The sequence below is a fragment of the uncultured Bacteroides sp. genome, assembly GCF_958445495.1.
Classification (GTDB): Bacteria; Bacteroidota; Bacteroidia; order Bacteroidales; family Bacteroidaceae; genus Bacteroides.
Genome location: NZ_CAUCSQ010000041.1, coordinates 22,379 through 36,693, shown reverse-complemented (window position 1 = coordinate 36,693; position 14,315 = coordinate 22,379). Strand labels below are relative to the sequence as shown.

Here is a 14,315-nt window from a genome sequence, read left to right as displayed (position 1 = left end):
GAGTTCTGCTGTCTGATACAAGAGGATAAATTGAATTGATAGAACTCACCTAAAGTTAATACCTGCGGAAAATATACGAGTCTGAGGCATCTCACTACCTGTAAATATAGCCCCTTGTGCATTAGCGCCAGTCTGATCTTTTACTCTCACTTCAGGATCATATCCATTAAACGAAGTTATGGTAAAAAGATTAACAGCAGAAACATAAATTCTCAATGCATCAATATTTACTTTCGAGCAAATTCTTTGTGGAAGTGTATATCCCAAAGTTAAATTACGCAAACGTAAATAAGCACTTTTCTCCAAATATTTAGTATGACCGGCATCATGTTTTATATAAGTTACATTTTGTTTCTCATTTCCATCATCATCATAATTATATTTATCCTGCCAACGCAATTGTGGATATTCTGCAATATCTCCCGGTTTCTTCCATGATTTTTCATAAAGCTCAGCTGTTACATTGTTACGTCCATCTCCAACAAATGATTTCGTATATCGGTGATAATTAAACGTATAACTACCCAAAGAAAGATAGAACATAAACGATAAATCAAACGCTTTATATCTAAAGTTGTTTGTCCACCCCATATATACTTTAGGAAGAGCGGTTTTACCTTCCTGAATAATACGATGTTTATTTACATTAGATTGAGTTGCAGGAATCAGTTTTCCTGTTTTTACTGTTTCACCAGTCTTATTATAACGATCAAGGTCTATTTCATATATCATACCGATACCTTTATCCGGGTCAACGCCAGCCCATTCAGCCATAAAGTAAGTACCGAGAGCAAGGTTTTTCTTCGTTATTGCCCCTGGACGTGTGTTAATAATGCCAGTTCCCTTAGCATCAACACTAGCATCAAGAGCTGTCACTTTATTCATATTTGTCGTCAAATTATAATTCATACTCCATTCAAAATCTTTCTTGGCTAAAGTGACATTTATATCAAACTCAAATCCTTGATTATACATAGAACCGACATTTGCCCACATAGAATTATTATCGGCATTACCTCCACTATTGGTAATACCTGCAGAAGCCGGCAACTGTACACGCATCAACATATCACTCGTTGTACGACGATAATATGCAATGGAACCATTAATCTTATTATTGAACAATGCATAATCAATTCCCAAATCAATACTTTTATTCTTTTCCCATTTTGCAGCTTTATTAGCAATATTCCACAAGAACATATTTTGCATATTATTATAATACTGCTTGCTCTTTATACTATAAGAGTTTTTAGTTACTTCAGAAGGTATATTCTGATTACCAGTCTCACCATAACTGCCACGTAACTTCAATAATGAGATGAAATTGGCATTACGCATAAAAGCCTCATCAGAGATAATCCAACCTCCAGAAACAGAATAGAAATTTCCAAAACGATTTTCTTTCACAAATTTAGAAGAACCTTCACGTACGAATGAGGCCCCAACCAAATAACGCTGCTTAAATTTATAATCGATACGATTAAAAAAACTAAATGTATAACTTTCACTTCCTATATAAGCACTATTATTTCCTAACATAGTACCAATAATTTTAGGCTCTTGGAATTCACCACTCAAATTCTTACCTGCCACAACAGCATTATCCGTATAACTTCTGTTTGCTTCAATACCCGTCACAATATCTAAACCATGATTTGCCCATTCACGATTGTATTTGGCAAAAGCATGATATTGTTGTGATTTAGTAGTTTTCTTACTTTTATTACCCTGATTGCCATCCACGTTACCTGTATTATTAATCAAACCAGACAACCAGTAATCACTTTGTGCCAATCCATATCCATAACTTGCGTCTGCACGAACAGAAAGTCCTTTTATCCATTTCAAATTAATATCCAAATAAAGAGTCGTACGAAAACTAAAATCTTCACCCGTACTCAATTGATAATCATTATCAAGAGTCGCCGTCGGATGTCCATCTGCCATTTGCGGATTCCAATAACCTGTAGGGTCTTCCGAATCATATACTTTGCGCCACGGAAATTTATCTGCAACCACTGCCCATTTATTAGTTGACTTTTTACGATCATACTTTAAAAATGATTGTGTTCCCAAAGTTACAATTCCTTTTTTAAATTCATTATTTAAACGTGCGCTAACCGAATTCATACTAAGCCCTTTCAAGCTAGATTCATCCGAGCGGTAATTAACAGATGCATAAGTCGTTGAGTTGTCTCCTCCTTGATTTAAAGATACATTCACATCATGAAAATGTCCCATACGGGTTACCAAGTCAACCCAATCCATATTCGTATTCATTGCCTCTTCGCGGGTTATCGGAGAAGTCCAATTAGAATAATACGGTTCAATTATATCTTTCTGCGGATCAAGCGGATTAAGCCCTACATTAGCACGAGCTTCATCCATTATGTTAAAGTACGTCTTCGTATCAGCCAGTCCTAAATCCGAATTAGTGATAGGAGTAATACCACCTTCATAATGAACATCAAATTTAAGTCCACCTTTTTTTCCTTTCTTCGTCGTAACAATAATCACACCATTTGCACCACGAGAACCATAAATTGCAGTTGCAGCAGCATCCTTCAACACTTCTATAGACTCAATATCATTTGAATTCACCATCGTAGAGCCTCCCCCCACAATACCGTCAACAACCCAAAGCGGATCACTTCCCGATGCAATAGAACCAATACCACGAATCTTAATTTGCGGAGTACTCCCCGGCATACCGTCATTCACAACTTGTACACCAGAAGCTAATCCCTGCAAAGAATTCTCAAAACGTCCACCTTGCATTAATGAAATCTCACTGCTTTTAATTTTAGAGACAGACCCAATCATATCACGTCGTTTTTTCGTCCCATAAGCAATTACAACGACATCATCAATCACGACCGAGTTTTCCTTCAATACAACATCAATCACTCGACGTTTACCCGGAATTATCTCTTGATTATCAAACCCCATATAACTAAATCGAAGAGAAGAAGATTCTTTTTGAATTGCAATACTGTACCGACCATTTATGTCAGTAACCGTACCATTTGTCGTACCCTGTTCTAAAACCGAAACACCTACAAGAGGTTCTCCTTTCGGATCGACCACTTTACCTGTAATTGTTGTACTCTGTCCCCATACAGACAACGTCGGCAAAAAAAATCCAATCATCAGCACCAACAGGAACCGAGATTGCAATCCAATGTGTGTAAATGAATTCATAATAATTAAAAATTTAATAAAGGTTACTTAGTATTGTTTAACTACAGATGCAAAAATAGGCATTAGATAGCACGGCAATTAGCACTTATGCTTCAAAATATATAAGAATAGCATCTTCATCACAACACCGGTTACATTTATATAATGCATGTTACATGATATGTAAATTCAAACGATTTGTACCGATTTCAACCGTTATGTTTTTCATCTTTTCTGCAATGATATAAAATACCTCGAATAACTCATGAAACAAATCTCATATATTTTGAAATACCTTTATTAAAAAGATTGGCTAAATCACGATACTTTTGCACTTGTTCTATTTTCAATAATCAAATATAATACAATGAAACATTTACTGACTTTATTATTAGCCTGTACTTTCACATTTCCCTGTCCGGGACAAAGTATTATTCACCTTTCTCCACTCTTAGAAAGAGACTCCATCCAAATCGCCATCCAAAAAGCCGCGACAGACGGAAGTTCCATTTTATTTTATGACGGAGAGTATATTCTAAATAAAAGCATAGAAATAAAAGACTGTAAAAAGGGGATAACGATAAAGAGTAAAAATCCGGGGAAAGTACAATTCCGATATGATAAATCCTTGAAAGGAAAATTGAAACCTGTTAAAGATATCCAAATCAAAAACAGAATTCATCCAAATGCCCAAGAAATGATTATGGAAGTAGATTTATCGGAAATTGGCATTAACGTTCCAAAGTTTCCTGATTTAATGAAAGAACGAAAGAACTTTCCACAACTCATTTACAACAATGAATTACTCCCTCTTTCACGCTACCCTAACAAAGGTTATCTATATATGAAAAAAGTAATCGACAATTTTGGAACATCTAAACAAGGAGGAACTTTCGAATATAGTGATCCAGAACACGCCAAATGGGCAAAGACCGTCAAAAACGGTATATGGTTTACAGGTTACTGGCGTATTCCCTGGCAAGCCTGGACTGTACGTATAAAAGAAATCGATCCTATCAAACAAACTGTCACTCATAGTGTGGGGATAGAGACAAAGAAAGGAAAAGATGTAGGAATATTCGGCGGTATCGGTTCCAAATATCATCGACCATACGGTTCTGGAAAAGAAGAATATTATGTAGAAAATTTACTCGAAGAAATAGACCAGCCTGGAGAATGGTGTATTGATTTTACAACTCAAAAATTATACCTTTTTCCTCCCAAGCACTTTGATGAAGATTTATTAAGCATTATATCGGACACTATTCCATTGATTAAAATTATAAATTCCAATAATATAAAAATAGAAAACATTTCCTTTAAGAATCATTCAGGTAATGGTATTATCATGAAAAATGCCACAAATTGTCTGATTGCCGGATGTAACTTCAAGAACATATTAGGAGATGCATTAATCATCCAAGGAGGAAAATCAAACAGAATACAAAGTAATAATTTTGATTATATCGGACGTACCTGTATCGAAGTATCCGGAGGTAATAGAAAAAAATTGATTGCTTGTAAGCATTTAATAGAGAACAATTATTTCACTCGCTTCGGTGAAATTCAACGTAGTTATGCACCCGCCGTAAAACTTGGAGCTTTTACTACGGGAATCGGAATAAAAGAAGGTAATGCAGTTGGCGTCATTGTTCGACACAATCTGGTACATAATGCTCCTCATGCAGCTTTTATTTATGGAGGGAACAACAATATAATGGAATATAATGAAGTATTCGACATAGCTAGAGTAACAGGAGATGTCGGAGCTTTTTATAGTCGTTGGGATTGGACCTCCCGAGGTAATGTCCTACGCTACAATTTCATTCATCATTCACCACGAGCTAATGCCTTATATGCAGATGACGGACATGCCGGAGACTCAATTTATAACAATGTAATTCATCAAGCCGTTTCCGGTACTATTATCGGAGGAGGACATTGTAATTATATTCATAATAACTTATATTTTAATTGTAGCGCAGCAGGCATAAGTATTGATGCCCGTGGAAAAACGCGCAACTATAATGCAAAAAATCCAGATTTTAATCATTTATTCAAAGTTTTTCAGATAAATAAAGGGAACTGGGACAATGTCTATCCTGGAATAAGCAAGTTTCTACAAACCGAACATCTGGAATTACCCATCGATAATAGCATAGCAGAGAATATATTTATTAATTGTCATTGTGGATTACGAAAAGAAGGGAAAGAGGAAGATTTCCGTTACTCATACTTTGGTAATAACACAAATCTATCAATTCCAAATTTGAGATTCCAAGAAATATCTATTCGAAAAAGCTTGAAAAATATACAAGAAATTACCCATATAGATAAATACCAATTAGATAAATGTGGACTATACATAGACCAATATCGCATTTCTTTACCAGATAGAACTCAATTAATAAATTCTATAAAACAACAACAAAATGGTTTTGATTCTATCAAAGATCAACAAATTACTAATAATCATCAATAATATCATTATGAGAAAGCGCCTATTTCCAATCCTTGTATTTGTCAACGTACTGTGGAGTTATTTATTTGCTCAAACTCCCATTATCATGGATATGGTCCACCATAACCCCGGTGAACCTTTTACGAACACATGGTTCAATGAACCCGGAAATCTTGCACAATATGGTTTTAACGCACAAGTCGTTAATGAATTTCAATCTGTACATACAGCTATTACATACAACAAATTAAATCCTCAAATATGCCCGATAGGTTCTCAGGAACACTTATGGACAGATTCTGTTGCCACTCGCATAGAAAACAAAATAGAATCCATCCATAAAGCAGGATTGGAAGCATATTATTTTACAGATATCATCGTACTCCCTAAACGTCTGGTAGAAATTTATAAAAATGAAATTTGCGATGCGACAGGACGAATAGACTTTACACGTCCTAAAACACAAGAAATACACAGAATTATGATTCGAGAAATATTTGAACGTTTTCCAAAACTCGACGGACTAGTTATTCGCGTAGGAGAAACTTACTTACAAAACACACCTTATCACACAGGTAACGGTCCTATACCAAGAAATGAAAAATCATGGGAACATAACTCTATCTATAAAACAGACGGAGGAGAAAAAATACATCGTGATTTAATGAATCTACTGAGAGAAGAAGTGTGCATACGTCAAAATAAAAAGGTATTCTATCGTACATGGGATTTTGGCTACTTCCATATTAATCCCCAATATTACCTTTCTGTGACAAACAGTGTCGATCCCCATCCTAATTTATACCTGTGCATAAAACACGTACAAGGAGACTATCATCGAACTTATAAATTCAATCCCACTTTAGGAATAGGTAAACACAAACAAATTGTAGAAGTTGAGTGCCAACGTGAATATGAAGGGAAAGGTGCATATCCCAATTATATTGCAGATGGTGTACTAAACGGATTTGAAGAATTAAAATCAGACTCCCAACCTTACTGTTTAAACCAGTTAAAATCGAATCCCAATTTTGCAGGAATCTGGACGTGGTCAAGAGGAGGAGGATGGAGAGGCCCATACATCAAAAATGAATTATGGTGTGATATCAATGTAGCAATACTTGCTAACTGGGCAAATCACATGTCATTACCGGAGAAAGAATTATTTAAGAAATATGCCATAACTAACGGATTCAAAGGAAAAGACATAGAACATTTCCACCGTCTCTCTCTTCTGTCTGCCGATGCCATTGTTAGAGGTAGAGCCTCTTTGATACTACCCATTAATGTCTGGTGGACAAGAGATCAATTTATCGGAGGAGAAAAAGAATTAAAACAGAATCTCAAGACAATTGTAGAACAAAGCTTGACTCATGAATTTATACTGGAAAAATCCCAAAGTGTCGCTATCTGGAAAGAAATTGTTTCACTTGCCAACAAAATACAAACAGGTAATCCGATACTAAAACGCTATTTACAAACTTCTGCCAAATACGGATTTCTTTTATATTCGATATACGAACAAGGCTGGATCATCATGCTCAAAGGTTACGAAGGAGATATAAGTGGAAAATATGACACTAAAAATATTCGTAAAGCTATCGACAAGTATGACCAGCTATGGAAAGAATATAAAAAATTTGTTCAAACACATCCAGATTGTGCCACACTTTACGAGCCGTATAGTTTTGACTTCAACAATCCTCCGCTTTATCACAATTTAGAACAAGGATTAAATCCCACCGTAGATAAATACAGAACTATAGATAAACCATAAATAAAGAAAATATGAAAAAGACATTTTTAACCGTACTGTTATTCCCTATTTTTGTTGGGACAGCAATAGCGCAGACTCCGGAAAAAGATAAAGCAACGGAATACAATATTTTATTAACAGGAGCTTCATTTGCTTCTCCCCAAAACGGATGGTTTGAAATTGGTTGCCGCAAACTGAATGCTAAGGCTATAAACCGGGCTATCGGCGGAGAAGCTATAGCCAATACAGCTAACAGAATGGCGGACGGTACCCTTTATTCTAAAAAAGAATTGGAAGAAATCGATGCATTAGTCATTATGCAAGTTCACAACAAAGACGTATATGAGGAACTTCAGTTAAAAAACAAATATACAGATTATAAAGTTCCATTTGATAGGAGTAATTATGCAGCAGCCTATGACTATGTCATTAAACGTTACATTACAGAATGCTATGAATTACGTAACGACACTACATCCCAATATTACAATACACCTTACGGCAAACCTGCAATTATCGTATTATGTACTCACTGGCATGATTGCCGCACTGTTTATAATACAAGTATCAGGAAACTTGCAGCCAAATGGGGATTACCTTTAATTGAATTTGACAAATATATCGGATTCTCCAAAAACGTATCGCATCCTGTTACGGAAAAACCATTCAGCCAACTATACTCTACGGACATTCAAATTACAGAAGGTATAGCTTACGGACACCATCCCATACGAGGAGAACAATCCTATATGCAACAACGAATGGCGGCTATCTTCGTAGATTTAATGAATAAAATTTTACCTATAAAATAATGAATATGAGAAAAATTATTATATACACCCTTCTCTGCCTATCTTTTACTTATCAGCAGACAAATGCTATAAATACTTCTAAAAGAGAATCTGATTCTCCTATAAATAGAACAGAACGTATGGCCTGGTGGACGCATGACAGATTCGGTCTATTTATCCATTGGGGACTGTATGCTATGCCTGCCCGCCACGAATGGGTGAAAAGAAGGGAAAAAATGTCTGACGAACATTATAACCGATACAAAGATTACTTTAATCCAGATTTATACAATCCCAAAGAATGGGCGCGTATAGCTAAAGCAGCCGGGATTAAATATATGGTATTTACGACTAAACACCACGACGGTTTTTGTATGTGGGACAGTAAATATACTGACTACAAAATAACCAATACCCCCTATAAAAAGGATATTCTGAAACCACTAGTCAATGCTTTCCGTAACGAAGGCATACGTATCGGATTTTATTATTCATTATTGGATTGGCACCATCCGGATTTTACCATCGATCGCAATCACCCGCAAATGCCACAGAATCCCCAAACATTAAAAGAATTGAATAAAAACCGCGACATGGCAAAATATAGGGAATATATGAAAAACCAACTAACCGAATTACTCACTGAATTTGGACAGATTGATGAACTTTTCATGGATTATACTTATGCAGAAGGAGAAAACGGAAAAACCAGCAAAGACTGGGATGCAGAAGGCATTATCAAATTAGTACGAAAATTACAGCCACAAATTATAATAAACAATCGCCTCGGATTATCCTCCAATAGTCAAGGATGGGATTATATCACTCCGGAACAATTCATGCCACAACAATGGCCTACAATAAACAATCAACGAGTCCCTTGGGAAACGTGCCAGACATTTTCCGGTTCATGGGGGTATAACCGAGATGAATCCAATTGGAAAAGCGTACATCAGTTAATTGTAATGCTAGCTGAAACAGTCAGTAAAGGAGGGAACCTATTATTAAACGTCGGTCCAACAGCAAGAGGTGTTTTTGATGAACGCGCCATAGAGCGTTTAAATGGTTTAGCACATTGGATGCGTTTTCACGGTAATGCCATTTACGGATGCACTGTCGCTCCTACAGAATATTCATGTCCCAATAATTGTATTCTCACGTACAATCCCACTACTAAACGATTGTACATACATGTTTTAGAATGGCCTTTTAAATCTTTATATTTAAAACGATACAAAGGTAAAATCAAATATGCCCAATTATTAAATGACCATTCTGAATTGAAATTCCGTACTGAAACTAAAAAGGGAAGCCATACGACCGAGAATACAGGAGTAGATGATGTCATCATCACTTTACCTGTAGAACGTCCTAATGTTGAGGTACCTGTCATAGAGCTCATTTTGGAATAACAATAAAAATAATTATCACTACATTAGACAAGCGCACATACCACAAAAATCAACACAGTATCATAAATTCAATAAGAAAAGACACATCTCCGGTATCTCACTCCAGTGTACAAGCCGCCACCCTAATAGCCCCTTGTACACTGGTATAGAACAAACATATTCCTGAATTTAGAGAGAAACGGATGCCACTAGTATCCTCCTCCCAAAGCGTGATAAAGATTAATAACTCCCTGTATCTCGTCAAAACGGTTGGAGGCGACAGATAATTCAGCTTGCAGAAGAGTCTGACGGGCAGTAAGCACTTCCAGATAATTTTGCGAACTATGCCGCATTAACAGTTCCGAACTACGCACCGCAGACTGAAGTGAAGCGACTTGTTGTTCGGAAAGCGCCAAACGTCCCCGTGCCTTTTGCCATTGTACCAGTGCATCGTTTACTTCCGTTCCCGCATCGAGCAAGCTTTGACGGAAAGTGAGCAAAGCCTCTTCCTGTTGTGCCTTAGCAATTTTTAAGTTAGCGATATTCTGTCCACGGTTGAAAAGCGGCTGAACCAATGAGCCGACAGCGGAAAGCAACCACTGTCCGGGATTAGTTATGCCACCGCCTGCCGAGTTCGTCCACCCGGCAGAACCGCTCAATGTGATAGCAGGATAAAAAGCGGAACGCGCCTGATTGGTAGCATAAAAAGCAGCGGTCAACTCCGCTTCCCTTTGACGAATATCGGGACGACGTTGCAACAACTGCAACGGCACTCCGGTTGAAAGAGACTCCGGAAAGCTCTGATTGTCCAGTGCAGAACGCTCTATCACTTGCGGCGACATCCCCAACAGAGCAGAAAGAGAATTCTCCATTTCACTAATTTGCTGCTCAATGGAAAGAATGGAAGCATCTGCCGATAACTTACTCGCTTCAGTCTGGGCAACAGCCATCTCCGTCGTTTGCCCGGCCCTCTTCAACGCCTTCATCGCACGCAGATTCTCGTTCCATGTCTCAGCCGTACGACGGGTAATCTCCAGTTGTTTATCAAGCATCAACAAGGTGTAATAACTATTGGCAATCGTTGCTACCAGTTGCGTCTGTACAGCTTGCCTGTAAGCCTCACTCTGTTCGAGAGCAGCCTTGGCACCCCGTTTGGCATTCGTAAGCTTTCCGAAAATATCCAACTCCCAATCCGCCGCCACCGCCAAATCATAAGTTTTGGAAGTTTTCGAACCGTCCACACTGCTCAACGTCCCTTGCGGAACGAGCGATACCGAAGGCAAATAAGCCAATTTGGAAGAAAGCAATAACGCTTCCGCCTCCTTTACTTTCAAACGGGCAATGCTCAAATCGGTATTGTTCATGATACCCGTCTCAATAAGCCGTTGCAACAAAGGGTCAGTAAATAACTCCTTCCATGAAAGAGAGGCAACCGAGGCAGTATCCCCGGCAACCGCAGGCTGTCGGTACAGACTGTCTGCAACCGCCACGTTCGGACGCTCATAAGTTCGGTACACATGACAACCACTCAGTCCGGCCGACAAGAATAAACATATTATTATCTTTTTCATACACTTCAACAATTAAACATTTTCATTTCCCAACCCTGACGGTTTACGCGCCGGCATCCACCTCTCCTGGAGATATTGGAACACGATAAACAATACAGGCACAATGAACAACAAAGCAATAGTACCAATCAACATTCCGCCAACAGTTCCCACACCGATGGAAATATTACCGTTCGCTCCTACCCCCGATGCGAACATCATCGGCAACATACCGAATATCATTGTAAGAGACGTCATCAGAATAGGACGCAAACGGACTTGTGCAGCCGAAACGGCAGCCTGTGTGATTGTCATTCCCTGACGACGGCGTTCGGAAGCATACTCCGTAAGCAGAATAGCCGTTTTTGACAACAAACCAATCAACATAATCAGACCCGTCTGCAAATAGATATTATTTTCCAAACCGAACATCTTGGCGAAAAGGAAACTTCCCGCAAGCCCGAACGGCACGGAAAGAATTACGGCAATCGGGATAAACAAACTTTCGTAAAGCGCGCAAAGGATAAGGTAGATAAAAACCACACAAATGACAAAGACCAGCGTTGTAGTATTCCCCGTAGAAGACTCCTCACGCGACATGCCACCGAACTCGAAACCATAACCCGCCGGTAACACCTGTTCTGCAACCTCACGCACCACCTGAATGGCCTGTCCGGAACTATAACCGTCTGCCGGAGCGCCATTGACAGATATGGCGGAAAACAAATTAAAACGTGTCAGTGACTCGGCGCCATACACCCGCGTCAGAGTCAGGTATTGGCTGATAGGAGACATTTCACCGTCAGAGTTACGAACAAACATATTGTTCAACGCCTCCGTATTCAAACGGAACTCCGGCGAAGCCTGCACCATTACACGGTAAAGCTTGGAAAAACGGTTCATATTCGACGCATAGTTACCGCCAATATAACCTGACAAAGTACTCAATACATCCGAAGGAGACACCCCGTTCCGTTTACAAAGAGCCGCATCCACTTCCACCAGATATTGAGGATATTTGGTATCAAACGAAGTCGAGGCACGTCCGATTTCCGGCCGGGCATTCAATGCGTCAATCATCTGGCGGGTATATTTCAACAAATCTTCCACCGAGCCGCCCTTCTGGTCCTGAATATAAATTTCAAAACCGCTGCTTACCCCGTATCCGGGAATCATCGGTTGTGCAAAAGCCATAATCTGGGCGGAAGAGATATCATCCGTACGTCGATAAATCTCATTGATAACCGCGTTTATGCCATCTTCTTTCTCCGTACGTTCATCCCAAGGCTTCAGACGGATGATAAACATACCGTTCGATGCTCCCTGCCCGCTAATCATACCGTTACCCGTCACTTTGGAAAACATTCTGATTTGCGGAATATCACTGATACGCTTATCGACTTCATCCATCACAATCTTAGTTTCTTCCAGACTGTTTCCGGGCGAAGTCCGCACGTCCACAAATATCGTCCCCATATCCTCTTGCGGAACCAATCCGGTCTTGGTTGTCTTCATCAGGATAAACAGCCCGGCACAAGCAGCCAACAACAATACCCCTGCCAGCCATTTACGTTTCAGCATAAAAAACACGCCAGTCTTGTATTTCAGCACCAACCGGTGAAAAACACTGTCAAATGCCAGATGGAAGCGAGAGGAGAAACTCAGTTTTTCCCCTTTCGCAGCTTCCATGTGCGGAGTCATAATCAACGCGCAAAGAGCCGGACTTAACGTTAAGGCGTTAACCAGAGATATTGCCACGGCAACCGCCATCGTCAACCCGAACTGGGTATAAAACGTACCGGTAGTTCCTCCCATAAAACATACGGGAATAAATACCGCCATAAAAACAAAAGTGGTTGTAACCAACGCCGAAGTAATGCCTCCCATTGCATCTATGGTAGCCTGATAAGCAGACTTATACCCTTCGTCAAACTTGGCCTGCACTGCCTCCACCACCACAATGGCATCATCCACTACCGTACCGATAACCAATACCAGTGCAAACAACGTCAACATATTCAGACTGAATCCCGCCGCATAGAGGAAAGCAAAAGTACCGACGAGAGAAACGATGATGGAAATGGCCGGAATAAACGTAGAGCGCAAACTTTGCAGGAAAACATACACCACCAGCACTACCAGCAATATAGCCTCAATCAAAGTCTTGATAACATTTTTAATAGACGCATCCAGAAACTCCTTTGAACTCATCAAATCCACCAGTTCCATCCCTTTCGGCAAACCCTTCGAGATTTCCGCCGTCACCTTATCTATCTCCTTAATGATTTCATTGGCATTCGAACCGGAAGTCTGCGCAATCATACAGTTGGAACCGGGATGCCCGTTCACCTCACCGATATATGTATAAGAGCTGGACCCCAGTTCAATACGCGCCACATCCTTCAAACGCAACACCTCTCCACCGTCCAAAGAACGGATAACCAGATTCTCATAATCTTTCTCTTCCTCATAACGCCCGCGATACTTCAAGACATACTGAAAAGTGTTTTCCGATTCCGCACCGAGCGTTCCCGTAGGAGCTTCCAGATTCTGTTCATCAAGTACCGTCGTAATATCAGAAGGAACCAATCCATATTTAGCCATCTTGCCCGGATCGAGCCAGATACGCAATGAATAGTCCGCTCCCATCACATTCACCTCACCCACACCGGCAATACGCGAAAGACGAGGTTCTATATTGATTTTCAGATAATTATTCAAAAAACTTTCATCGAACGAGTTATCAGGGCTATACAACGCCAATGCCTTGATATTACTTGTCTGACGTTTACGCACGGTAATACCGCTACGTGTCACCTCGGCAGGAAGCAGTCCCTGTGCGGTAGCAATACGATTCTGCACGTTTACCGTCGCCATATCAGGGTCAGTCCCCTGACGGAAATAGATAGTGATTCTTGCCGAACCGTTATTGGTAGAGGAAGACGTCATATACATCATATTCTCTACTCCATTGAGCGCTTCCTCCAAAGGTACGACAACACTCTTCTGTACCGTTTCGGCATTTGCCCCGGTATAAGTAGCGGAAACGCTGACAGTAGGAGGTGCAATTTCCGGAAACTGTTCAACGGGCAATTGCGAAAGCCCTATCAACCCGATAATAAGAAAAACAACCGAAATAACTCCCGCCAGAATAGGCCGGTCTATAAATGTTCTGATTTTCAT

The 14,315-nt window shown here is 39.6% G+C and carries 7 protein-coding genes; 4 read left to right on the top strand and 3 right to left on the bottom strand.

Going from position 1 to position 14,315, the window contains the following annotated elements; genetic code table 11:
* Nucleotides 1–45: 45 nt before the first annotated feature.
* Nucleotides 46–3,204: a SusC/RagA family TonB-linked outer membrane protein gene (locus tag Q5076_RS13495; protein WP_303014126.1), complete on the bottom strand. Its 3,159-nt coding sequence runs from the start codon at nucleotides 3,202–3,204 to the stop codon at nucleotides 46–48.
* 346 nt (nucleotides 3,205–3,550) lie between these two features.
* Between Q5076_RS13495 and Q5076_RS13490 the strand changes: the two genes are divergently transcribed.
* From Q5076_RS13490 to Q5076_RS13475, 4 genes are read left to right on the top strand one after another with little or no spacing between them, the layout of a single operon-like run.
* Nucleotides 3,551–5,665: a right-handed parallel beta-helix repeat-containing protein gene (locus Q5076_RS13490; protein ID WP_303014125.1), complete on the top strand. Its 2,115-nt coding sequence runs from the start codon at nucleotides 3,551–3,553 to the stop codon at nucleotides 5,663–5,665.
* A gap of 7 nt (nucleotides 5,666–5,672) precedes the next feature.
* Nucleotides 5,673–7,421 (top strand): hypothetical protein, encoded by a 1,749-nt coding sequence (locus Q5076_RS13485; protein ID WP_303014124.1) that lies wholly within the window; start codon nucleotides 5,673–5,675, stop codon nucleotides 7,419–7,421.
* A gap of 11 nt (nucleotides 7,422–7,432) precedes the next feature.
* On the top strand, nucleotides 7,433–8,212 hold the full coding sequence (locus tag Q5076_RS13480) for a DUF5040 domain-containing protein (protein WP_303014123.1): 780 nt from the start codon (nucleotides 7,433–7,435) through the stop codon (nucleotides 8,210–8,212).
* A gap of 5 nt (nucleotides 8,213–8,217) precedes the next feature.
* Complete coding sequence (locus Q5076_RS13475; RefSeq protein WP_303014122.1) at nucleotides 8,218–9,603, top strand: alpha-L-fucosidase; 1,386 nt, start codon at nucleotides 8,218–8,220, stop codon at nucleotides 9,601–9,603.
* Nucleotides 9,604–9,791: 188 nt separating this feature from the next.
* Here the strand turns inward: Q5076_RS13475 and Q5076_RS13470 are convergent, their stop codons facing one another.
* Together Q5076_RS13470 and Q5076_RS13465 are read right to left on the bottom strand one after the other, a co-directional pair.
* Nucleotides 9,792–11,153 carry an efflux transporter outer membrane subunit gene (locus Q5076_RS13470; protein ID WP_303014121.1) on the bottom strand — a complete coding sequence of 454 codons (1,362 nt, stop codon included), beginning with the start codon at nucleotides 11,151–11,153 and terminating at the stop codon, nucleotides 9,792–9,794.
* A 12-nt stretch (nucleotides 11,154–11,165) separates the two neighbouring features.
* Entirely contained in the window at nucleotides 11,166–14,315 is a 3,150-nt protein-coding gene (locus Q5076_RS13465; protein WP_303014120.1) for an efflux RND transporter permease subunit, read from the bottom strand.